We start from the raw sequence: 24,339 nt of genomic DNA, 5'->3' as shown, positions 1-24,339 counted from the left end.
ACTCCTCACTGGGTCGGGCCGCTGCGTGCGCACAGCACGGCGGCGAGCCGGTCGACGGTACGGGCGAGGACCTCGGGCGGCAGCAGCCCGGGCCCACGGCTGCGGGCGAACTCCGCGAAGGACTCCGCCGTCGTGTATTTCGGGTGAAACCCCAGTGTCTCGCGCATCTGGGTCGTCTGGACGACCCGGCCGTGCGTGAGCATCCGGATCTGCTCCGGCGAGAAGTCGGTCACGCCGACCGAACGCAGCGCGGTGCCGGCCCAGGTGACGGTCGGCAGGAACAGCGGCAGCGTGGGCCGGCCGAGCCGCCGGGAGCACTGGGAGAGCAGCAGGGCGCCGTCCCCCGCGATGTTGAACGTGCCGCTGTTGAGCGTGCCGCGGCGCGGCTTGCCGGAGGCCAGGCACAGCGCCTCGATCGCGTCGTCCTCGTGGACGAACTGCAGCCGCGGGTCGTAGCCCAGGACCGTGGGCAGGACGGGCAGCGAGAAGTACTCGGCGAGCGGTGAGTCGGCGCAGGGCCCGAGGATGTTGGCGAAGCGCAGGACGCACACCGCCACGTCGGGCCGGCGCCTGGCGAAGCCGCGTACGTACCCCTCGACCTCGACCGCGTCCTTCGCGAAGCCGCCACTGGGCAGCGACTTCGGGGGCGTGGTCTCGGTGAAGACCGCGGGGTCGCGGGGCGCGGAGCCGTACACGCTGGCGCTGGACTTCACCACCAGCCGTTTGACGTTGGGCGCTTTCTGGCAGGCACCGAGCAGTTGCATGGTGCCGATGACATTGGTCTCCTTGACCGTCGCCCGGCTGCCGCGGCCGCCCAGCGGCGTGCCGTTGATGTCCATGTGGACCACGGTGTCCACATTGGTCTCGGCCAGCACTCTGGCTATGGCCGGATGCCGGATGTCGGCCTTGAGGAAATCGGCGCCGCCCAAGGAGTGCTCGGGCTCCACGGCATCGACTCCGATCACCCGGCCGACGTCGGGGTCGCGCTGAATGCGTCGTACGAACCGGCCCCCCAGTTGCCGTGCGACTCCAGTGACGAGCACGACCTTTCCCAAGATCAGCCCTTCCTTCCCGCCCTTTGTCCCTCGCGTGAGCCGAGCTGTGCGGCCACGCTATCGGGTCGTTGTTGCGCTGTGATGACCGCGGGATGCGCTGAGCTACATTTCAAGCCTTGGCCCGAGCTTTGCCCGACCCGTCGGCCGACTTTTCCGCAGGGCCGGAGCCGTGCTCTCCCGCGGGCCGTGCTTTCGGGAAACTCCGCCGGGCTCGGAACACCTCGCCCGGCCGGTGACGCCGTCCGGGTATCGGCCGCCCGGTCCGCGCCTCACCGGGTGCACCGCGAAAGGGCCCCCGAAACGCACCGCAGCCCCCCACCGCGTACTGCGGTGAGAGGCTGCGGAATCGCGATCAGCGTTGCTTACTTCTTGTTGCGACGCTGAACACGGGTGCGCTTGAGCAGCTTGCGGTGCTTCTTCTTGGCCATCCGCTTGCGCCGCTTCTTGATAACAGAGCCCACGACTACCCTCGCTCACTTCGTATCACTCGGTGCGGGGCGTCCGAGCCCACACTACCTACATCGGGCCAGCCTACCCGCCGTCGAGCCTACGGCGTAATCCGAGGGTCACCTTGAGCCCCTCAGGCCGATTCCACCCCCACATAGGACTCACGGAGGTAGTCGTGAACCGCTTGCTCCGGGACCCGGAACGACCTCCCCACTCGGATCGCGGGCAGATGACCGCTGTGCACCAAGCGGTACACGGTCATCTTCGACACTCGCATCACCGTGGCGACTTCCGCCACGGTCAGGAACACGACCTCGTTGAGAGGCCTTTGCTCTGCAGCCATGACACACCTGAACCTTCCGCACATGACGGGCACCGGCTTCCCCTCCGGTGACTCCCCGTCGCTGTGCGCTCACTCCCCAGGTTAGGGGCGGGTGATGCGAGTGGGGAAGAGGAGCAGCGATCGGCCGCCTACTGTGACAGACACGCTCGATTGAGTACATAGCGAGTAAGCGGTCGGTAGTAATCAGACCGCACAGCGTCATCAAGCGGAACTACGGCGGACACCCGCCCCTCGGCCTGTCCGACGAACAGCGCGGGATCGTCCGTATCCGCCAGTCCGATGGCCTCAAAGCCCAGCTGACCTGCTCCGCAGACCCATCCGTGGTCACCGATCACCAGCTCGGGAAGGGGTCCGCCGGCGTCTGCCGCGGCGTCGAGGGCGGTACGAACCGGGAGGGGGGAGTGCGTGTGCACACCCGGCTCACCGGCGGTGCGCCGCACGCCCGGTTCGCGCATCAGCGCGACTCCCCGTACGTAGTCAAGGTTGTACGTGCGTACCCCGAATCGGGTCGCTATGTCGACACAGCGGCCATACGCCGGGGTGAGAAGGGGGCATCCCGCCGCCGACAGGGCGTCTGCCAGGCCGCCGTAGAAGCCCAGCAGCCGGTGCGGATGGCCGGTCCCGATCAGTACCGGAGCGTGCCGGGCGGCCGCCGCGCCGAGCCGGTCGGCGAAGGCGTCGAGCCCCACCAGCGTACGGTGCGGATCGATCACATCTGGGCCGGAAGTATGTCCAGGGTCGGCCGAAACTCCACACTGCTCAGCCATCACCTGAAGAACTTCTGCCACAGACCAGTCGTTCTCGGGCTCCAGACCGATCAGTACCCGCGGGTCGCCGGCCGCGAAGAGACGGTAGCGGGTGAGGCTCTTCTCCCTGGAGGTCGCGATCGTCCCCGCGAGCCGCGCCCTGACCACATGCGACTTCAGCGCTTCGGCCGCCGCCGACCCGTCCGTGCCCGCACCGGTGCCCCACACGGGTCCCATGCTGACGCCCCGAACTCCGGTCCATGCCCGAACCGCCCAGTAGTCACACATCCGGGCGTATGGGCCCCGAAGTACGACTTGGCTCCGGAGCCGTCCGTGCGCCTTACGGCAGCAGCCTGAGCGCTTTACGGCAGCAGCCCGTGCGCGGGGAAAACCGCCCGGCGCGTCGCCAGGATCGCCTGGTCCAGGCGGTCGGCCGGGTCGTAACCGTCGCCGACGAAGTCGCTCCAGCCCGTCCCGCGTCCGTCCGTCATCCGGTGCGGCCCGCCCTGGCGCGTGCGCCGGTAGACCTCGTGCCGCCACTCCTCCGGCACCGCCGACGTGGGCTCGATCGGGCGCCCCGCCGCGATCGCCACCAGGTGGGTCCAGGTACGGGGGACGACGTCCACCACCGCGTAGCCGCCGCCTCCCAGCGCGATCCACCGGCCGTCGGCCGTCTCGTGCGCCAGGTCGTGGCAGGCCGCCGCCACCGCCCGCTGCGCGTCCAGGCTCACCGCCAGGTGCGCGAGCGGGTCCTCGAAGTGGGTGTCGGCCCCGTGCTGCGTGACGAGGACATCGGGCCGGAACGCGTCCAGCAGGTCCGGCACCACCGCGTGGAAGGCCCGCAGCCACCCCTCGTCGCCGGTACCGGCCGGCAGCGCCACGTTCACCGCGCTGCCTACGGCCTCGCGCCCGCCGGTCTCCTCAGGCCAGCCGGTCTGCGGAAAGAGCGTCCGGGGGTGTTCGTGCAGGGAGATCGTCAGGACCCGAGGGTCGTCCCAGAAGGCGGCCTGCACGCCGTCCCCGTGGTGCACGTCCACATCCACGTACGCGACGCGCTCGGCACCCAGCTCCAGCAGACGTGCGACGGCCAGCGCCGCGTCGTTGTAGATGCAGAACCCCGCCGCGCCGCCCGGCATCGCGTGGTGGAGACCGCCCGCGAAGTTCACCGCGTGCAGGGCCTCGCCGCGCCACACCGCCTCCGCGGCCCCCACCGACTGCCCCGCGATCAGTGCCGACGCCTCGTGCATCCCGGCGAACGCCGGGTCGTCCTCGGTGCCGAGCCCGTACACGGGGTCGGCGGTCTTCGGGTCGGCCGATGCCTTCCGTACGGCGTCGATGTAGTCCTCGCGGTGCACGAGCCGCAGCGTGGAGATCCCGGCGGCCTTCGCGGCCACGACCTCCACCGCGTCCGGTCCCCGGTCGAGTCCGTACGCCTCCACCAACCGCATGGTCAGCGCGAGCCGGACCGGGTCCATCGGATGGCCGGGCCCGAAGTCGTAGCCCGTTACTGCCTCGTCCCACATCAGTTGTGCACGGCCGCTCATGCCCGTCACCGTATCGGTCCGGGCTCAGGGCGGAAGGCGGGGTAGGGGGCGGAGGGAGGGCAGGGCGGTACGGGCCGATGCGGGGGCGGCCGGGGCTACGCGAGCAGCGCCGGCAGCTCTTCCATGCGCGCGAAGAGGCCGGTGACCGGACCGGCCGCGGTCAGCTTCTCCGCGGGGGTCATGGCGGTGAAGCCGTACACGTCCATACCGGCGGCGACGGCGGCCTGGACGCCGAGCGGGCTGTCCTCGATCACCGCGCAGCGCTCGGGCGCCACACCCATCTCACGGGCCGCGTGAAGGAAGAGGTCGGGGGCCGGCTTGCCCTTGCCGACGTCCTGCGAGCTGAAGATCCACTCCTCTTCGAACCACTCGTCGAGGCCGGTCTTGCGGTGGCCGACGCGGATCCGCTCGTGGCTGCCGGAGGAGGCCACGCAGTACGGCGTCCCGTCGGCCGTCAGCTTGCCCAGCACCTCGTCCACGCCGGCGACCGGCTCCAGCTCCCGCTCGAAAGCTTCGAAGACGCGCGCGTGCAGCGTGGTCTCGAAGTCCTCGGGGAGGAGCTGCCCGGTCCGCTCCTTGACGAGGTCGTGCACCCGGTGCACCGCGGCGCCCATGTAGTCGCGCAGCGATTCCTCGTACGAGGTGGGATGGCCGAGTTCGGTGAGGTAACCGGCAAGGATGGTGTTGGAAAGCGGCTCGCTGTCGACGAGCACACCGTCATTGTCGAAGATGATGAGGTCATAACGCATCCTTCGAGCGTAAACGCCATGCCCGGAGGGGCCGAAAAATTACCCGGGGACCGTGCCGCGCCTTCTCCGGGAACGCAAAAAAGCTCTGGTCCCTGAACCAGAGGTTCAGGGACCAGAGCTGAAAAATTGTTCGGCGGCGTCCTACTCTCCCACAGGGTCCCCCCTGCAGTACCATCGGCGCTGAAAGGCTTAGCTTCCGGGTTCGAAATGTAACCGGGCGTTTCCCTAACGCTATGACCACCGAAACACTATGAAGATGAACTCCAGCCGGCAAGGCGAGTTCGTTACTTCAGAACTAACACAGTGGACGCGAGCAACTGAGGACAAGCCCTCGGCCTATTAGTACCAGTCAACTCCACCCGTTACCAGGCTTCCATATCTGGCCTATCAACCCAGTCGTCTACTGGGAGCCTTACCCTCTCAAGGAGGAGGGAGCCCTCATCTCGAAGCAGGCTTCCCGCTTAGATGCTTTCAGCGGTTATCCTTTCCGAACGTAGCCAACCAGCCATGCCCTTGGCAGGACAACTGGCACACCAGAGGTTCGTCCGTCCCGGTCCTCTCGTACTAGGGACAGCCCTTCTCAAGACTCCTACGCGCACAGCGGATAGGGACCGAACTGTCTCACGACGTTCTAAACCCAGCTCGCGTACCGCTTTAATGGGCGAACAGCCCAACCCTTGGGACCGACTCCAGCCCCAGGATGCGACGAGCCGACATCGAGGTGCCAAACCATCCCGTCGATATGGACTCTTGGGGAAGATCAGCCTGTTATCCCCGGGGTACCTTTTATCCGTTGAGCGACGGCGCTTCCACAAGCCACCGCCGGATCACTAGTCCCTACTTTCGTACCTGCTCGACCCGTCAGTCTCACAGTCAAGCTCCCTTGTGCACTTACACTCAACACCTGATTGCCAACCAGGCTGAGGGAACCTTTGGGCGCCTCCGTTACTCTTTAGGAGGCAACCGCCCCAGTTAAACTACCCACCAGACACTGTCCCTGATCCGGATCACGGACCCAGGTTAGACATCCAGCACGACCAGAGTGGTATTTCAACAACGACTCCCCCGCCACTGGCGTGACGAGTTCACAGTCTCCCACCTATCCTACACAAGCCGAACCGAACACCAATATCAAGCTATAGTAAAGGTCCCGGGGTCTTTCCGTCCTGCTGTGCGAAACGAGCATCTTTACTCGTAGTGCAATTTCACCGGGCCTATGGTTGAGACAGTCGAGAAGTCGTTACGCCATTCGTGCAGGTCGGAACTTACCCGACAAGGAATTTCGCTACCTTAGGATGGTTATAGTTACCACCGCCGTTTACTGGCGCTTAAGTTCTCAGCTTCGCCCTGTCGAAACAGAGCTAACCGGTCCCCTTAACGTTCCAGCACCGGGCAGGCGTCAGTCCGTATACATCGCCTTACGGCTTCGCACGGACCTGTGTTTTTAGTAAACAGTCGCTTCTCGCTGGTCTCTGCGGCCACCACCAGCTCAGAGTGCAAGACTCATCACCAGCAATGGCCCCCCTTCTCCCGAAGTTACGGGGGCATTTTGCCGAGTTCCTTAACCATAGTTCACCCGAACGCCTCGGTATTCTCTACCTGACCACCTGAGTCGGTTTAGGGTACGGGCCGCCATGAAACTCGCTAGAGGCTTTTCTCGACAGCATAGGATCATCCACTTCACCACAATCGGCTCGGCATCAGGTCTCACCCTCCATGTCATCCGGATTTGCCTAGATGACGGGCTACACCCTTACCCCGGGACAACCACCGCCCGGGCTGGACTACCTTCCTGCGTCACCCCATCACTCACCTACTACAAGTCTGGATCATCGGCTCCACCACTCCCCTACGCTCCGAAGAGCTCAGGGCGGCTTCACGGACTTAGCATCGCCTGATTCGATGTTTGGCGCTTCAAAGCGGGTACCGGAATATCAACCGGTTGTCCATCGACTACGCCTGTCGGCCTCGCCTTAGGTCCCGACTTACCCTGGGCAGATCAGCTTGACCCAGGAACCCTTAGTCAATCGGCGCACACGTTTCCCACGTGTGTATCGCTACTCATGCCTGCATTCTCACTCGTGAACCGTCCACAACTACCTTCCGGTGCTGCTTCACCCGGCACACGACGCTCCCCTACCCATCACAGTCCCCGTTAGAGGTATGTACTGCAATGACACGACTTCGGCGGTGTGCTTGAGCCCCGCTACATTGTCGGCGCGGAATCACTTGACCAGTGAGCTATTACGCACTCTTTCAAGGATGGCTGCTTCTAAGCCAACCTCCTGGTTGTCTCTGCGACTCCACATCCTTTCCCACTTAGCACACGCTTAGGGGCCTTAGTCGATGCTCTGGGCTGTTTCCCTCTCGACCATGGAGCTTATCCCCCACAGTCTCACTGCCGCGCTCTCACTTACCGGCATTCGGAGTTTGGCTAAGGTCAGTAACCCGGTAGGGCCCATCGCCTATCCAGTGCTCTACCTCCGGCAAGAAACACACGACGCTGCACCTAAATGCATTTCGGGGAGAACCAGCTATCACGGAGTTTGATTGGCCTTTCACCCCTAACCACAGGTCATCCCCCAGGTTTTCAACCCTGGTGGGTTCGGTCCTCCACGAAGTCTTACCTCCGCTTCAACCTGCCCATGGCTAGATCACTCCGCTTCGGGTCTTGGGCACGCTACTCAACGCCCTCTTCGGACTCGCTTTCGCTACGGCTTCCCCACACGGGTTAACCTCGCAACATACCGCAAACTCGCAGGCTCATTCTTCAAAAGGCACGCAGTCACGACTATGCAGCAAGCTGCATAGCGACGCTCCCACGGCTTGTAGGCACACGGTTTCAGGTACTATTTCACTCCGCTCCCGCGGTACTTTTCACCATTCCCTCACGGTACTATCCGCTATCGGTCACCAGGGAATATTTAGGCTTAGCGGGTGGTCCCGCCAGATTCACACGGGATTTCACGGGCCCCGTGCTACTTGGGTGTCTCTTAAACGAGCCGCTGATGTTTCAGCTACGGGGGTCTTACCCTCTACGCCGGACCTTTCGCATGTCCTTCGCCTACATCAACGGTTTCTGACTCGTCCCACAGCCGGCAGACTGCAGAAAAGAGATCCCACAACCCCGCACTGGCAACCCCTGCCGGGTATCACACCAATACGGTTTGGCCTCATCCAGTTTCGCTCGCCACTACTCCCGGAATCACGGTTGTTTTCTCTTCCTGCGGGTACTGAGATGTTTCACTTCCCCGCGTTCCCTCCACATACCCTATGTGTTCAGGTATGGGTGACAGCCCATGACGACTGCCGGGTTTCCCCATTCGGACACCCCCGGATCAAAGCTCGGTTGACAGCTCCCCGGGGCCTATCGTGGCCTCCCACGTCCTTCATCGGTTCCTGGTGCCAAGGCATCCACCGTGCGCCCTTAAAAACTTGGCCACAGATGCTCGCGTCCACTGTGCAGTTCTCAAGCAACGACCAGCCACCCACCACCCAGCCCTGACGGACCGGTTCACTGGGGCCGGCGTTTGAAGGTACAGACTCTCAGTCCGTGCCCTCAGACACCCAACAGCGTGCCCGACACCCTCGCCCCCCTGACACGTTCCACGCCGAAGCAGTACTAGTAACCAGTGAGTCAAGTGTGCCGAGTAGTCAACGTTCCACCCATGAGCAAACCACCGCAGAACATTCGCCTGCGTAGTGGCTCTGGACAACCTTGCGGCTGCCTAGAAGCTCCTTAGAAAGGAGGTGATCCAGCCGCACCTTCCGGTACGGCTACCTTGTTACGACTTCGTCCCAATCGCCAGTCCCACCTTCGACGATTCCCTCCCACAAGGGGTTGGGCCACCGGCTTCGGGTGTTACCGACTTTCGTGACGTGACGGGCGGTGTGTACAAGGCCCGGGAACGTATTCACCGCAGCAATGCTGATCTGCGATTACTAGCGACTCCGACTTCATGGGGTCGAGTTGCAGACCCCAATCCGAACTGAGACCGGCTTTTTGAGATTCGCTCCACCTCGCGGTATCGCAGCTCATTGTACCGGCCATTGTAGCACGTGTGCAGCCCAAGACATAAGGGGCATGATGACTTGACGTCGTCCCCACCTTCCTCCGAGTTGACCCCGGCAGTCTCCTGTGAGTCCCCATCACCCCGAAGGGCATGCTGGCAACACAGAACAAGGGTTGCGCTCGTTGCGGGACTTAACCCAACATCTCACGACACGAGCTGACGACAGCCATGCACCACCTGTACACCGACCACAAGGGGGACCCTGTCTCCAGGGTTTTCCGGTGTATGTCAAGCCTTGGTAAGGTTCTTCGCGTTGCGTCGAATTAAGCCACATGCTCCGCCGCTTGTGCGGGCCCCCGTCAATTCCTTTGAGTTTTAGCCTTGCGGCCGTACTCCCCAGGCGGGGAACTTAATGCGTTAGCTGCGGCACGGACGACGTGGAATGTCGCCCACACCTAGTTCCCAACGTTTACGGCGTGGACTACCAGGGTATCTAATCCTGTTCGCTCCCCACGCTTTCGCTCCTCAGCGTCAGTATCGGCCCAGAGATCCGCCTTCGCCACCGGTGTTCCTCCTGATATCTGCGCATTTCACCGCTACACCAGGAATTCCGATCTCCCCTACCGAACTCTAGCCTGCCCGTATCGAATGCAGACCCGGGGTTAAGCCCCGGGCTTTCACATCCGACGTGACAAGCCGCCTACGAGCTCTTTACGCCCAATAATTCCGGACAACGCTTGCGCCCTACGTATTACCGCGGCTGCTGGCACGTAGTTAGCCGGCGCTTCTTCTGCAGGTACCGTCACTTGCGCTTCTTCCCTGCTGAAAGAGGTTTACAACCCGAAGGCCGTCATCCCTCACGCGGCGTCGCTGCATCAGGCTTTCGCCCATTGTGCAATATTCCCCACTGCTGCCTCCCGTAGGAGTCTGGGCCGTGTCTCAGTCCCAGTGTGGCCGGTCGCCCTCTCAGGCCGGCTACCCGTCGTCGCCTTGGTAGGCCATTACCCCACCAACAAGCTGATAGGCCGCGGGCTCATCCTGCACCGCCGGAGCTTTCCACACGGAGATCATGCGATCCCGTGTCGTATCCGGTATTAGACCCCGTTTCCAGGGCTTGTCCCAGAGTGCAGGGCAGATTGCCCACGTGTTACTCACCCGTTCGCCACTAATCCCCTCCCGAAGGAGGTTCATCGTTCGACTTGCATGTGTTAAGCACGCCGCCAGCGTTCGTCCTGAGCCAGGATCAAACTCTCCGTGAATGTTTCCGGGTTATCCCGGTAACACACACGAGAGCGGAACAGGAAGCGGAATAGGCTTCCCGTTCACAGCGTCCTCGCTGTGTGTGCCACCCGCACCGCGTGGATGCTGGTGGGCTTTTCAAAGGAACCTCATCCTCCGGCTGCTGCCGGTGGACGGGGTATCAACATATCTGGCGTTGACTTTTGGCACGCTGTTGAGTTCTCAAGGAACGGACGCTTCCTTTGTGCCTGTTTCACCAGGCTCTCCGGGCGCTTCCCTTCGGTCTTGCGTTTCCGACTCTATCAGATCCTCGCGGTCCTGATTTCCGCCGGTGCGTTTCGGCCTTTCGGCTTCTTCGCGGTTCCAACCTTACCAGATCCGTTCGGCGTTTCCGCTTTCCGTTTCCGGCCCCTGTTGGAGCGGGGTGACCGTCCGGCTTTCGCTTTTCGGTCTTTCCGACTCTATCAGATCTGCTTTTCGTTCCGGGCTTCCGGTGAAGGAAGCTGGTCGGTTCGAATGTGAATCCGATTCCCCGTCGGAGGGGGTTGTTCGCGCCTTCCGGCGTGATCACTACGTTAGTGCCTTTTCCCGGTGACGCATAATCGAGTCACTGGTCGGAATTTCGGCATGCGAAATTCGTCCCGTTCGGGAGTCGTGCAGTAGTGGTTGTGCCGCCGGTGCGGCGCGAGGGGCTACCGCAGAACCGTTACAGCTCCATGGCAACTCGAAGAACCTTACGTACGGCGGCGGGCCATGTCAACCACCTCTGGTCAACCGGTTTTGCGCCCGCGTCAGCCGTGGCCGGTCGGCCGCAGCCGGCCAGTCGGCCAGCCGCTCAGTCCAGATCGTTCAGCCGACCGTCGGCGTCCGGCTGGGCGTCCTCGACGCGGCACAGCAGGCGCGTCAGCATCTCGCCGAGCTGTCCGCGCTCCTCGTTGGAGAGGTCCTGGAGCAGGTCCTCCTCGAAGACCGAGGCCATCCGCATCGCCTCGACCCACTTCTCGCGGCCTTCCTGGGTGAGCTCGACGATCACCCGTACGCGGTTGGCCTCGTCCCGCTCCCGCGTCACCAGACCCTCGCTCGCCATCCGGTCGATGCGATGGGTCATGGCGGCCGGCGTGAGACCGAGGCGTTTGGCCAGCTCGCCGGGGCCCATTTGGTAGGGCGCCCCCGCGACGACGAGGGCCTTCAGCACCTCCCACTCCGCGTTGCTCATGTTGAGGGTCGCGGTCTGCCGTCCGTAGGCGACGTTCATCCGGCGGTTGAGGCGCTGCAGTGCGGAGACGACCTGCTCCACCTGGGGATCGAGACCTTGGAACTCGCGCTGGTAAGCGGCGATCTGTTCCTCGAGGCTCGGCTCCGCAGGACTGTGGGCCGCATCTGAGGGCTCTGACATGCCGGGAAGTATGACACGGACCTCATTGGCATTGAAGTCCTTCGCCATGTACTCTTTAGCTTCGAACTTTAGTGTTGAAGTCTTCAGGGTGTGACTGTCCAGTCCCCCTCGATCTGACCTAGGTAGGTGAGTGTGACCACCGCGATGGGCGCCGCGCTGCGCCGGATCCAGCTGGGCAACGCGCTGAGCGCGTTCGGTAACGGCTTCACGGTTCCGTATCTCTACGTCTATGTGGCGAAGGTGCGGGATCTAGGCGCGGGCACGGCCGGTCTCGTACTGATGACACTGGCCTTCGCCGCGCTCCTCGTGCTGCCGTTCACCGGCTGGGCGATCGACCGGCGGGGTCCGCTGCCGGTCGCCGTCGTGGGTGCCGTCACCTCCGCCGTCGGGTCGCTCGGGCTCGGGCTGTCCACCACCGAACCGCTGGTCATCCTGTCCGCCGTGGCGCTCGGCGCCGGTATCGCGGTGATCCAGCCGGCCCTGGCCACGATGATCGTGTGGTGCTCGACGGCGGTCACCCGTTCGCGCGCGTTCGCCACCCAGTTCTTCCTGAACAACCTCGGTCTGGGCATCGGCGGCCTGATCGGCGGCCTGCTGGTCGACGAGACGGCGGCCGACAGCTTCGTCCGGCTCTTCGCGATCGAGGCCGTGATGTTCCTGGTGCTGGGCGCGGCCATCGCGACCGTACGGCTGCCGCGTACGGCGCGGGTCGAGGACCCGGTGCCGGGCGAGGCCCGCGGCAAGGGTGCCCTGCGCTCGCTGTTCACCGACCGCCGCATGATGTGGCTGTGCCTGCTGGGCTTCGTGCTGTTCTTTGCCTGCTACGGCCAGTTCGAGTCGGGGCTCGCGGCGTACGCCACCGAGGTCACGCACATCGCGCCGTCCACGCTCGGTATCGCGCTGGCCGCCAACACGGCCGCGATCGTGGCGGCCCAGTTCGTGGTCCTCAAGCTGGTCGAGCGGCGGCGGCGCAGCCGGGTGATGGCCGTGGTCGGGCTGATATGGACCGTGGCGTGGCTGGCCGCCGGCCTGTCGGGCCTGGTGCACGGTGCGCACGCGGTGGCCACCACTCTGCTGATCTCGACGTACGCCCTGTTCGGTATAGGGGAGTCGCTGCTCTCGCCGACGGTGGCCCCGCTGGTGGCCGACCTCGCGCCGACGTCCCTGGTCGGTCTCTACAACTCGGTCTTCGCCCTGGTGAAGCAGCTCGCCCTGGCGATCGGCCCGGGGATGGGCGCCCTCATGGTGGGCCACGGGCTGGCGGCCCCGTACATCGGGACGCTGGTGCTCTGCACCGTCGGCATCAGCCTGCTGGCGCTGCGGCTGGGGCGGATGCTGACCCCGGCGCAGGACAACCCGCACATCCGGGCCTTCACTCCGGACGCGCCGGCCGGCACGGTCACCGACACGGGCGCCGAGACGGCGGCCGGCGCCGGTGCGCCGCGACGGGAGTCCGTCACGGCGGTGGCGTAAGCCGCACGGCCCAACCGGCTGCCTACGGGCCGGACCCTGCACCGAGCGGGGTCCGGCCCGTTGCGCTACCCGTACGCGTACCCGCCCCGCCGCTACTCCCTGGGCAGGGCGAACTCGCACCACACGGCCTTGCCGCCACCGGGTGTCCGGCGCGACCCCCACGCCGAGGCGATCGTCGCGACGATCGAGATCCCGCGGCCCGCCTCGTCGGCCGGCTCGGCCCGGCGCCGCCGCGGCAGGTGGTCGTCCCCGTCGGTCACCTCGATGATCAGGCGGCGGTCCGTACGGCGCAGCCGCAGCCGCATCGGCGGGGTGCCGTGCTGGAACGAGTTGGCGACCAGTTCGCTGGCGGCCAGGACGCCGAGGTCGTGCAGCTCCGGGGAGAAGCGCCAGGAGGCGAGCACCCCGGAGGCGAAGGCGCGGGCGCGGGGTGCCGCTTCCGTACCGCCGTGGAGTTCGAGGGCGGCGTTGTGGAACAGCTCGGCGTCGTGCCCCGTACGGGCGGGGTGCTGGAGGACCAGGACGGCGACGTCGTCGTCGTGGTCGGTGGTGATCCCGAGGGCGCGCAGCAGCCGGTCGCAGACGATGTCCGGCGCTCCGGTCGCCCCCGCGAAGGCGCGCTCCAGGGCCTCGACCCCGTGGTCGATGTCCTTGTCACGGCGCTCGACCAGACCGTCCGTATAGAGGACAGCGCTCGAACCGGGGCCCAGCGGGACGCTGCCGGAGGTGTGCAGCCAGCCGCCGGTGCCCAGGGGCGGGCCGGTCGGCTCGGCGGCGCGCAGGACCGTGCCGTCGGCGTCGCGCACCAGGATGGGCAGGTGACCGGCGGAGGCGTAGACCAGGCGGCCCTCGTTCGGGTCGTGGACCGCGTAGACGCAGGTCGCGATCTGGCTGGCGTCGATCTCGGCGGCCAGTCCGTCCAGCAACTGGAGGACTTCGTGGGGCGGCAGGTCGAGCCGGGCGTAGGCGCGGACCGCCGTACGCAACTGTCCCATGACGGCCGCGGCGCGCACGCCCCGGCCCATGACGTCCCCGATGACCAGGGCCGTACGGCCGGCGCCGAGGGTGATGACGTCGTACCAGTCGCCGCCGACCGCGGCGTCCGTGCCGCCCGGCTGGTACGTCGCGGCGACCCGCAGGTCGTCGGGCTGCTCCAGCTCCTGCGGCAGCAGGGAGCGCTGGAGCGTCACGGCCGCGGCGCGCTGGCGTGCCTCACTGGCGCGCAGCCGTTCGGTGGACTCCACCTGGTCGGTGACGTCGGCGCCGAAGACGAGCACGCCCTTGTGCGGCGCCACGCAGGCGACCTCGGGGTCGGGCGCCGGGCCACTGGCGGCGACCTCGATGGGGGTGCAGGTGAACGTGTAGTAGCCGTCGCGGGACTGGTCGGCACCGGCGCCGCCGGGCACCCGGCGGGCCTTGACCGTACGGGGGCGGCCGCTGCGCAGCACCTGGTCCATCAGGGGGAGCAGGCCGAGCGCGTCCAGCTCGGGCAGTGCCTCGCGTGCGGTGGCGCCGGGCGGGCGGGGGCCGAAGACGGTGGCGTACGCGCCGTTGACGTACGCGATGCGGTGCTCGGGGCCGTACACGACCGCCACCAGGGCGGGGACCTTGCCCAGGATGTCGTGGACGGACAGCGCGTCGACGCTGGGCGCGCGGCAGGGGCCGGCGGGCAGGCCGTCACCGGCCGCTTCGGAGTCGGGGTGTTCGGCGCGGGCCGCGGGGACCGCGCCGGGGACCGCGGCCGGCGGGCCGCTCGGGGCCGGGGCGGCGGGCCCGGACGGCACGGCGGCGGAGGCCGCCGCGGCGCGGTCGGGCCGGGCGGCGCTCCGCCGCTGTGTGCCGGGGAGCCGGGCGCTCCAGCGCGTGAAGTTCACGGAGGGGTACCTCTTACTTCGCGTCGTCGCGCGGGATCGGGCCGTCGGCTCGGTGGAACTCCCCGCGCGCACGCCGGAGGGACGCCCGCCCGGCGGAAGCGGGGAGCAGTGTCGGCTGGGGGCACCCTCGGTGCCCTCTGGCGGATTGCAGCAATCGTCCAGAATCCTCGTGATTGTCACTCTTCGCAGATACGAGCCCACCCATGGTCACACGTCCAGTGTGGCCGACCGGACTGACATCCGTCAGACGCCGGAGGCACGAGGTGGAGTTCCTGGCTCCGGCTACGGGGGTTGCGGAGGGGCGGGGGTGCGGGTGGTACGGCGGGGCGGGCGGGTGATGCGCGGGTCGGGGCGGGCGGACGGTACGGCGGTCCGGGTGTGCGGGCGAGGGGCGTGCCGTCAGGGCGGGGCCGTACGACCCGGGGGATTCGGCACCGGGGGATTCGGTCGCGGTCGCGGGGGATTCGGTCCCGGCGGCCCGTACGGCTGACGGGGTACGACGGGCCGTCAGTTCGGGGCGGCGGCCTGTCAGCTCGGCCCGCCGGTCCGGCATGGCGGCGCATCAGCTCGACCCGTCAGTTCGGCGCGGTGGCGCGTCAGCTCGGCCCGTCAGCTCGCCATGGCGGCAGCCCGCCGCCGGCCCGTCCCGTCAGCTCGGCTCGTTGTGACGCCCGGTGCCCGCCGCCAGTTCGAACTCGGCGCGCGGGTGTTCCAGCGAGCCGAGAGAAACGATTTCCCGCTTGAACAGCCCGGCGAGCGTCCACTCGGCCAGCACCCGCGCCTTCCGGTTGAACGTGGGCACCCGGCTCAAGTGGTACACGCGGTGCATGAGCCACGCCGGATAGCCCTTCAGGCGGCGCCCGTAGACATGCGCGACCCCCTTGTGCAGCCCGAGCGAGGCGACCGAACCGGCGTACTTGTGCGCGTAGTCCACGACGGTCCCGCCGCGCACCACCGCGGCGATGTTCTCCGCCAGCACCCGCGCCTGCCGGACGGCGTGCTGGGCGTTGGGCGCGCACTCCCGGCGCGGCTCGTCCGGCTTGGCCGGGCGCTCCGCCGTCAGGTCCGGTACGGCCGCGGCGTCCCCGCCGACCAGGCGTGCTCGACGCCCTCGACCCGGAGGGCGGCGGTGCATTTGAGACGGCCGCGCCCGGTGCGCGGCAGGCCGGAAGCGGCGATGAGCGGGTGCGGTTTGACGCCCGCGGTCCACACGAGAGTGCGAGCCGGGAAGCGTGCGCCGTCACTCAGGACGGCGACCCGCCCCTCGTACGACTCCAGGCGGGTGTCCAGCCGTACGTCGATGTTGCGCGCCCGCAGCTCCCGTACGGCGTACTGCCCCATCGCCGTACCCACCTCCGGCAGGATGCGGCCGGTCGCCTCGACCAGGATCCACTTCATGTCAGCGGGCTCGACGTTGTGGTAGTAGCGCGCCGCGTAGCGCGCCATGTCCTCCAGTTCCGCGAGCGCCTCCACCCCCGCGTACCCGCCGCCGACGAAGACGAAGGTCAGCGCGGCGTCGCGGATCGCCGGGTCGCGGGTCGAGGAAGCGATGTCCAACTGCTCCAGGACGTGGTTGCGCAGGCCGATGGCCTCCTCGACGGACTTGAAACCGATGCCGCCCTCGGCGAGGCCCGGGACCGGCAGGGCGCGGGAGACCGAGCCGGGCGCCAGCACCAGCTCGTCGTAGGCCAGTTGCAGGCCGCCGGTGCCGTCCTCCTCGGAGGCCGGCGTCGTGACCGTGGCGGTCCGCGCCGCGTGGTCGAGCGCGGTGACTTCCCCGACGACGACCTTGCAGAGCGGCAGCACCCGGCGCAGCGGTACGACGACGTGCCGCGGCGAGATGGAGCCGGCCGCGGCCTCGGGGAGAAATGGCTGATACGTCATGTACGGATCGGGGTCCACCACGACCACCTCGACGGCGGCCCGCCGCAGTTCCTGTTTCAGTTTCCGCTGCAGGCGCAGCGCGGTGTACATCCCGACGTAGCCGCCGCCGACAACGAGAATGCGCGCCGGTTCCTTCACAGAGGTTCTCCTCGCGACATCGAAAGGCCGGCCCGCGCCGGTTGCCACCGTCGTCCGGCCGGCCTGCCACCACCAGGCACTGTGCCCCCGGAAGGGCACAGCACTGTTCCATGACGCACCGGCGACACGCCTTTGTCCACAGGCCTGACGAAATGTATGACCGGTCCGGTACTTCGTCCCGGAGGGCCGGATTCCGCGCCGCCGAGCACAGGAGTGCAGGTCAGGTGGTGGGTCTACGGCGAGCGGAGGGTACGGAATAGGGGCGGAAGGGATCCGTACTCCGATCGGTGCACGGACTGTGCGGAACTGCCCCCTTCATTCTTGACCTGGGCTCAACTATGTTCGTACCTCGTTGGGGTGCAGCCTCTCGTCGTCACGTCGTTACACCCCAGCAGTCAGGGCGGGGAGTCTCCGGGGGGAGACGTCATTACCGGGGGATCATCTATGCACATTCAGGGCTCTCAATGGCCGACTGCCGTAACTGCCGCCGCGCACGCTTCGGAGGGCAGGGGAAACGGCACCACGCACACGCACCCGCACACCGCGCACTCCGGTGCCGGCGGCCGCAGCACACCGCTGCGGGTGGACGCGCAGCGCAATCTTGAGCACGTCCTGCGGGCGGCTCGCGAGGTCTTCGGCGAGCTGGGGTACGGCGCGCCCATGGAAGACGTGGCGCGGCGTGCCCGCGTCGGGGTGGGGACGGTGTACCGCCGCTTCCCGAGCAAGGACGTGCTGGTCAGGCGAATAGCCGAGGAGGAGACCGCCCGGCTCACCGACCAGGCGCGTACGGCGCTCGGCCAGGAGGACGACCCGTGGTCGGCGCTCTCGCGCTTCCTGCGGACGTCGGTCGCCTCCGGCGCAGGGCGGCTGCTGCCGCCGAGCATATTGCGGGTGAGCGCCAGCGCTCCGGTGCCGGAGGGCACGCCTGGTGCCGGTTCCGGTGCCGGTGTCGGTGCTGCTTCCGGTGCTGCCGAAGCCCGGGTTCCGCAGCAGCGTCAGGCGTACGGGCCGGAGCCGGCGGACGGGTCCACCGGGGCGGCACACCGCCCCTCGGACGGGTCCGGCGCGCTGACGTCCGACGTGCCCGCGGAGTTCCGCGTGGTCGCACAGCGCGGCGTCCCCGGGGCCGAGGTCTCGGACGTACCGGCCATGGTCCCGAACGGGATGTCCGCCGACGTTCCGAACGGCGTGTCCGCACGCGGCACGGCCGTCACCGGCACGCTGGAGGCACCGTCCGGGCCGGGCGACGCCACGGCGGACGGCGGCGCCCAGGCGCTGCTGGAGGTCGTCGGGCAGCTCGTCGAGCGGGCACGCGAGGCGGGCGAACTGCGCGCGGACGTGACGGTGGCCGACGTGCTGCTGGTCATCGCCACAGGCGCGCCGTCCCTGCCGGACCCGGCCCAGCAGCAGGCCGCCTCGGCCCGGCTGCTGGAGATCCTGCTGGAGGGGCTGCGGTCGCGGCCTGCCGAGTAAGGCTGGGCGAGGCTGCGTGACATCAGCCCGAGAGATCGGGCGGGGCGGGGCGTGGGGTCGGCTGTGGGCCGGCGCCGCGTCCCGTTCTGCGTCGTGGGAATGGGGGGTTTCGGGGGGGCGGCTGGGGGCCGTCTGCGTGTCCTGGGCGCGGGCGGTCGAGTATTCCCCGTACGAGTGACGTCTAGTGCTGCCGTTCATGAACTCACCCCGGACGAGTGGTTGGTGTGCTTGCCGGACCGGCCGACGGGGCCGCCTGTGACACGCTTGCGCGGTGTTACCGCAGCGACGGCGTGTTCGGGGGCCTCGGCGATGGGTGTGGACGGGCGGAACGAGCGGCGGGACGAGCGGCTTGGCGGGGAGCGTGGCGGTCAGCCTGGCGGGGAGCGTGGCCCTCAAGTCCCGGGACAGAAGCGTCCGTACGGGGTGGGCGGCCCGGACACATCGGGCGCGGCTTCCGCGGGACGTTCCGCGGAACGGCACGACCGGGCCGAGGACGACTACCGGCCCGGACCGGCCGAACGAAACGTTCCTCAGCAGCGGGAGCGGCGGAAGAGCCCGGATCCGGCGGACGCGCGGGAACGGAGTGAAGCCCGGGAGCTGAGGGGCGCGCGAGAGCTGAGGGGTGCCCGAGGCTCGAAGGGCCGGGGCGCTCACCGGAAGCCGAGCGGTCCGGAGGCGGCCGAAACCGGCGGCTCCGCGAGGCGGGACGGTTCTGCGGAAGCGGACGGCTCGGCGGCGTCGGAAACGTCAGGGGCTCCGGTGGCGCAACCGCAGCCCGGTCCCCCGCCCGGGGACCGTGAGTTGATCGACCGGATGCGGAGCGGTGACGACAGCGCGTACGAGGAGCTGTACCGCCGCCACGCCGACGCCGTACGGCGCTACGCGCGCGGTTGCTGCCGGGACGCGCACACCGCCGACGACCTCACCGGCGAAGTCTTCGCCCGTACCCTCCAGGCCGTACGCGGCGGCGCCGGCCCCGACTCGTCCGTACGCGCCTATCTGCTCACCACCGTCCGCCGGGTGGCCGCGGCCTGGGGAAAGACCGCGAAGCGCGAGCAACTGGTCGAGGACTTCGCCGTGTTCGCGGTGTCGGCGGCCGGCACCACGCTGGACGACGACACGCTCGACCTCGGCGCGGACGTCCGCGCCATGCACGAAGCCGAGCAGTCCATGGCCGTACGGGCGTTCCGCAGCCTGCCGGAGCGCTACCAGACCGTGCTGTGGCACACCACGATCGAGGAGGAGTCGCCGAGCGAGGTCGCGCCGCTGCTCGGGCTGTCGGCCAACGCCACCGCCGTACTGGCCCACCGTGCACGCGAGGGCCTCAAGCAGGCGTACTTGCAGGCGCACGTGAACCGTTCGCTCACCGCCGGGGGCGACTGCGCCCGGTACGCGGACCGGCTCGGCGCGTACGCCCGGGGCGGCCTGCGGATGCGGGCGGAGCGCGGGCTGCGAAAGCACCTGGAGGACTGCGCCCGGTGCCGTACGGCGGCCTCGGAGGTCGCGGACGTCAACGAGCACATCCGCGTCATCCTTCCGGTGGCGGTGATCGGCTGGTTCGCGGCCGGATACGCGGTCAAGGGGCCGCGGCCGTGGTGGGGCTCGGCAGCGCGGGCGCCGCGGCGGGAGCGGGCGCGGCTGCGGCGGCCGGGGGTACGGGAGCGGGGGCCGGGGCCGGGGCGTCCGCGGGGGCGGGGGCTGCTGCGGGGGCTGGCGGGGCTGCGGGGGCGAGTGGGGCCGCAGGAGCGGGTGCCGCTGGTGGGTCCGGTGGTGCGGGCGGGGCGGGTGCCGCGGTGGGCGAGGGGCTCGGCGCGCCCGCGAAGGTGGCGATCGGCGCGGGCCTGGTGATCGTGGTGGGTGCCGCGATCGCCCTGGCGCTGATCGGAGATCCGCAGCCGGCGCCGCAAACGCAGGCCAAGCGGCCCGGAGCGGCCTCGGTCGCGCCGCCACCGCCCGAGTCGGAACCGCTGGAGCGCGCTCCGGGGCAGCCGCCCCCGACGCCCGCCCCCGCGTCCCCGAAGCCGACGCCCGGCCCCACCGCCTCCTCCCGGCCGGAACCGACGCCGACGCCGTCCCCGACTCCCACGCCGACGAAGACCTCGCCCACCCCCGCACCCGAGCCGCCGCACTCCCCCGCACCGGCCGACCCGCCCACACATTCCCCGAGGCCGACGCCGACGCCGACTCCGCCGGCGCCCGCTCCGTCCCCGTACCAGATCAACAAGTTGACGTGGGACTTCATGGGGGACGGCACGAAGCCCGAAGTGCGCATGGCGGACAGCAGTTGGCTGTGGCAGCGGCAGGGGCTGCGCATCGGCGGCAGGACGTTCCGGCACGGGGTGACCGTGCACGCGCCGTCCTCCGTGACCATCGACCTGAACCGGCAGTGCACGGCGTACGACGCGTTCGCCGGCGTGGACGACATGGGGCTCGGCCTCGGGGTGCTGCGCTTCTCCGTGTACGCGGACGGGCAGCGGCTCTGGCGCTCGGGAGTCGTACGCGGCGGACAGCCCGCCGTCCCGGTGCATGTGCCGTTGCAGGGGCACAAGACGCTGCGGCTGGTGGTCGAGCCCGGTGCGTCCAACACCGTGATGTTCCTGGGCGACTGGGCCCAGTCACAGATCACCTGCCGCTGAGGGCACCGAGGGGTGCGGCCGCGACGCGACGTGCCCGTATCGGCGAACCGTCCCCGTCACGACGCACCGCGCCCGTATCGGCGAACCGCCACCGTAACGACGCGACGCACACGTCTCGACGAGCCGCTGCCGTAGCGTCGCGACGGCCCCGTAGCAGCGAGCCGCCGGCGTAACGACGCACCACTCCCGTATCAACGAAACGCCACCGTCACGACGCACCGCACCCGTACCAACGAAACGCCACCGTCACGACGCGACGCCCCCGCCCCACCGTCCCGACGTACCAACCAGCCCGCCCCGCTCCCTCAAAGACTCGGCCGCGGCGACACCCCGCCCGCCACGGCCCGCTGGCGGGGCGCGGCCGTACCGGTCCAGCAGGTGCCGCGGCGGGCGAGCAGGCGACGCAGCCAGAGTTCGGTGGAGACGAGTTCGGCGAGCCCGTCGAGGGGGAGCGGGGCGCCCTCGGCCGCCGCTCGCAGGGCCTTCCGTACGACCCGCGCCTCGACCAGCCCCGCGTCGGCGAGCAGCGGCGCGTCGAAGAGGCCGACCACGTCCCCGATCGAGGTGCGCAGCCCGGCCCGTACGGCCGCCGCGTGGGTGATGTGGGACGTGGCGCCCCAGCCGGGCGGCAGGTCGCGGACGCCCGCGCCGGACAGGACAGCACGCAGCACGGCCGCCCGCGCCCCCGGTTGGACGCGCAGGGTGTCCGGCAGGGCCCGGCAGGCCAGCACCACCTGGTTGTCGAGGAAGGGGGCGTGCAGGCGCTGGTTGCGTACCTCCACGGCCTGTTCGAAGATCCGGTGGTCGGCCGCGTGCCGGGCCAGCGCGGCGCGGGCCCGGCGTTCTCCCGGCCGTCCCACGGTGGGGGTCCGGACGGCCGCGGCATTGAGACGAACCGATACTTCAGCCAGCGCCTCCCCCGTGAGCCACCGCGCCGCCGGCCCGGGCCGGCACCAGGAGAGCGCCGCCAAGGACGCGTCCACCGCCCCGCCGCCCGCCACCGGCTCGTCGGTGAACCGCCGCTCCTTCAGACGGGTGGCCGTGTCGGCGATGCCCGCCCCGTATGTCGTACGGGCCAGCTTGCGCGCGGCCCGGTAGACGGTGAACGGCACCAGCGCCGACTGCGACAGCGGCCCGTCGGCCTTGGCCAGTGCCGTGACGGGCCGCAGCAGGTGGCGTCTGCGGCGGTCCAGGAGCAGGTCGGCGAGGCGGGCCGGGTGCGCGTCCAGGACCTGCCGCGCCCCGGCACCCACGAGGTGGTCCGCGCTGCCCGCCAGCAGCCGCCGGCGGTGGCGTCCGGCCATGACGAGCGACGGCCCCGGTTCGTCCGTGAGCGGCCCGCCCTCCAGGTCCGCATACGGGAGGGCTTCCTCGCCCGCCGCGACGACGACGTGGTGCAGGCGCGGGTTGGCGGCGATGCTGCGGGCCCGCTCCAGTTCGGCCTCGCGGTACGGGCGGCCCCCATGGGTGGCACGGTCGTTGAAGGTGACGGCCAGAAGGCGCTCGCCCCGCCCGTTGACCGTGCCGGGCACTCCGGGCAGTCCGGCCGCGAGCAGGGCCAGGGTGGCGGAGGCGCTGCCTCCCGAGAGGTCGGCGCCGACGCCGGGGACCGGCGCACCCCGCGCGGCCCGCCGCTCGGCCGGGCCCATGCCCGGTACGGGCCCCGGGTCCAGGCCGTGCAGGCCGTCCGGGTCCGGTGCGTGCCGGGGGCCGGACAGCCGTGCCCGTACGGCTTCGACCAGCGCGTCGCGCACGCCGTCGACGGCCTGCTCCGGCGGCAGTTGGGGCGCGGAGACGGCGAGCGACGCCGTCGGCTCGTAGGAGGTGATGTCGCAACTGCCGCCCCGGAGGACGAGCGCGTGGCCGGGCGGTACCCGCCGCACTCCCTCGTACGGGGTACCGGCGCCGAGCGCCTCGGGCGCGTCCGGGCAGGCCAGCAGCGCGGCCAGATGCCCGACGTCCAGGTTCGCCTCGATCAGGTCGGCGAGCGGGAGGGCGGCGGTCGCGTACGCCGTACCGCCCGCCCACGGGGTGTGGAAGACCGGCCGCGCGCCCGCCAGGTCACCGGTGACCGTCACACGCCTGCCGACCTGGACGACGGCCGTGTAACTGCCGGGCCAGGCGGTGAGGTGGCGCAGCGCGCCCCCGCGGGCCGCGAAGAGGCCGACCCGCAGTTGGTCGTCGGTGGCGCCGCAGACGCCGAAGACGGCGAGCCGGGTCTCGGCGTCGGCCTGGACGACGCGCACCTCGTCGGCACGCCAGTCGCCGACCGCCCACAGCGGGTCGGGGTCGCCCCACAGGAGCTGGGCGCCTACGGGGAGGACCGTACGGGCCTCCTCGGTGGGGGCCGGTCCCGTACCGGTACTGCTCCACCCCACCAACCAGCGCATCGCCGCCTCCACCCTGTTCGCCGCCGCCGGGCGGCCCCCGTCCGTCCGCCCGGGCGGACGCCCGCCCACCTCAGGATCGCCCTGCCTCAGGATCGCCCTGACGGTCGGCAGGGTGGACCGGACCGCCGCCCCGTACAGCGGATTGCCAAGCCGTTGCCAAGCTGTTGTGCGGACCATGCTGCCACGACAGCGGCCTTCTGGAGGCGCCGAGGAGGGCCCGGGTGCGGGGGTGTTCGGAAGACGTTATCGAGCGCGGCCGGGCCGGGCGGGTCGGAGCCGGCGGGTTCGAGAGGGAGTTCGGGTCCGGAGGACAAGTGCGGGGCCGGGGGACGAGTTCGGGCCTGGAGGTGCGCGGCGGGGGCGACGGCGGGAGTGGCGGCGGTGTATGAAGGGCCGTTCCTCGCCCGGGAGATCGCGAAGAGACGGCGCGATGTCGCGAGGACGAGGAGGGAAGCTCAGCAGGGCCGGTCCGCGAAGCCGGCCCACGATGTCCCGCGAAAGGGCGACAGGTCCGTACGCCCCCCTGCGCCCCGCTCCCGAAAGCAAACCCGCCTACGTCGATTTTCAGCCAAAATCTGTGCGGCGGCGCCTGGTTGGACCGATACCGGCCAGGGCGCCCGGAGCGCGGCCGATCACCCGACGGGCGACCGCCGGACCACCCTGCCGGGCACCCGGACGCGCCCTCGGGACGCCGCGCCGAACGGCCGGGCTCCTTCCCGGACGCCACTGCGGCCGAGGAGGCACCTCCCGGGCCGTCCCGGCGGGCCCTTCCCGCGACATGCGACAGTCCGGGAGGCGGGACTCGCCCCCCGGACCGGACCGCCACCCGCGGGGAATGAGGCGGCGGTGTCCCCCAGCCCACTGGATCCAGTGCAGCGGGCCGACCCACGCAGGTCTCATGGAAGCGCTCCCGCACCAACCCGGCCAGCGCGCACGCAC

The 24,339-nt window shown here is 69.1% G+C and carries 11 protein-coding genes, 3 rRNA genes and 2 pseudogenes; 3 read left to right on the top strand and 13 right to left on the bottom strand.

The genetic code is table 11. From position 1 onward, the window contains the following. Positions 1-5: 5 nt before the first annotated feature. The 10 genes from EJG53_RS21850 to EJG53_RS21805 all read right to left on the bottom strand — a co-directional run bounded on the left by EJG53_RS21850 (position 6) and on the right by EJG53_RS21805 (position 11,532). Positions 6-1,055 (bottom strand): NAD-dependent epimerase/dehydratase family protein, encoded by a 1,050-nt coding sequence (locus EJG53_RS21850; RefSeq protein ID WP_125046212.1) that lies wholly within the window; start codon positions 1,053-1,055, stop codon positions 6-8. A gap of 362 nt (positions 1,056-1,417) precedes the next feature. Continuing rightward, on the bottom strand, positions 1,418-1,516 hold the full coding sequence (locus EJG53_RS21845; protein ID WP_003948845.1) for a 30S ribosomal protein bS22: 99 nt from the start codon (positions 1,514-1,516) through the stop codon (positions 1,418-1,420). 119 nt (positions 1,517-1,635) lie between these two features. Further along, positions 1,636-1,845 carry a helix-turn-helix domain-containing protein gene (locus EJG53_RS21840; protein WP_051831566.1) on the bottom strand — a complete coding sequence of 70 codons (210 nt, stop codon included), beginning with the start codon at positions 1,843-1,845 and terminating at the stop codon, positions 1,636-1,638. A gap of 128 nt (positions 1,846-1,973) precedes the next feature. Beyond that, positions 1,974-2,828, bottom strand: coding sequence for a phosphatase (locus EJG53_RS21835; RefSeq protein ID WP_125046210.1), 855 nt, complete (start codon positions 2,826-2,828; stop codon positions 1,974-1,976). A 125-nt stretch (positions 2,829-2,953) separates the two neighbouring features. Beyond that, positions 2,954-4,135 carry an acetoin utilization protein AcuC gene (locus EJG53_RS21830; RefSeq protein WP_125046209.1) on the bottom strand — a complete coding sequence of 394 codons (1,182 nt, stop codon included), beginning with the start codon at positions 4,133-4,135 and terminating at the stop codon, positions 2,954-2,956. 95 nt (positions 4,136-4,230) lie between these two features. Beyond that, on the bottom strand, positions 4,231-4,884 hold the full coding sequence (locus EJG53_RS21825) for an HAD family hydrolase (RefSeq protein ID WP_125046208.1): 654 nt from the start codon (positions 4,882-4,884) through the stop codon (positions 4,231-4,233). A gap of 128 nt (positions 4,885-5,012) precedes the next feature. After that, positions 5,013-5,129 (bottom strand): 5S ribosomal RNA (rrf, locus tag EJG53_RS21820). Positions 5,130-5,203: 74 nt separating this feature from the next. Next, a 23S ribosomal RNA gene (locus EJG53_RS21815) occupies positions 5,204-8,325 on the bottom strand. 302 nt (positions 8,326-8,627) lie between these two features. Next, positions 8,628-10,156 (bottom strand): 16S ribosomal RNA (locus tag EJG53_RS21810). The 16S, 23S and 5S rRNA genes sit together here, the layout of an rRNA operon. An 815-nt stretch (positions 10,157-10,971) precedes the next feature. Next, positions 10,972-11,532 carry a MarR family winged helix-turn-helix transcriptional regulator gene (locus tag EJG53_RS21805; protein ID WP_031013006.1) on the bottom strand — a complete coding sequence of 187 codons (561 nt, stop codon included), beginning with the start codon at positions 11,530-11,532 and terminating at the stop codon, positions 10,972-10,974. 132 nt (positions 11,533-11,664) lie between these two features. Between EJG53_RS21805 and EJG53_RS21800 the strand changes: the two genes are divergently transcribed. Then, complete coding sequence (locus EJG53_RS21800) at positions 11,665-13,005, top strand: MFS transporter (protein ID WP_125049511.1); 1,341 nt, start codon at positions 11,665-11,667, stop codon at positions 13,003-13,005. Positions 13,006-13,097: 92 nt separating this feature from the next. On the opposite strand, the gene EJG53_RS21795 is transcribed toward EJG53_RS21800, so the two are convergent. After that, complete coding sequence (locus EJG53_RS21795) at positions 13,098-14,879, bottom strand: ATP-binding SpoIIE family protein phosphatase (protein WP_125046207.1); 1,782 nt, start codon at positions 14,877-14,879, stop codon at positions 13,098-13,100. 649 nt (positions 14,880-15,528) lie between these two features. Beyond that, positions 15,529-16,853 (bottom strand): annotated as a pseudogene (locus tag EJG53_RS21790) (NAD(P)/FAD-dependent oxidoreductase). Between the two features lie 492 nt (positions 16,854-17,345). Between EJG53_RS21790 and EJG53_RS21785 the strand changes: the two are divergent. Both EJG53_RS21785 and EJG53_RS21780 read left to right on the top strand, forming a co-directional pair. Then, complete coding sequence (locus EJG53_RS21785; RefSeq protein ID WP_125046206.1) at positions 17,346-18,374, top strand: TetR/AcrR family transcriptional regulator; 1,029 nt, start codon at positions 17,346-17,348, stop codon at positions 18,372-18,374. Positions 18,375-19,187: 813 nt separating this feature from the next. Next, positions 19,188-21,010 (top strand): annotated as a pseudogene (locus tag EJG53_RS21780) (sigma-70 family RNA polymerase sigma factor). Positions 21,011-21,315: 305 nt separating this feature from the next. Here EJG53_RS21780 and EJG53_RS21775 read toward each other — a convergent pair. Beyond that, complete coding sequence (locus EJG53_RS21775; RefSeq protein ID WP_125046205.1) at positions 21,316-23,400, bottom strand: asparagine synthase-related protein; 2,085 nt, start codon at positions 23,398-23,400, stop codon at positions 21,316-21,318. Positions 23,401-24,339: the final 939 nt, after the last annotated feature.

Source organism: Streptomyces chrestomyceticus JCM 4735, from assembly GCF_003865135.1.
In the GTDB taxonomy this organism is placed as follows: domain Bacteria; phylum Actinomycetota; class Actinomycetes; order Streptomycetales; family Streptomycetaceae; genus Streptomyces; species Streptomyces chrestomyceticus.
This window is presented reverse-complemented; position numbering and strand designations above follow the sequence as displayed.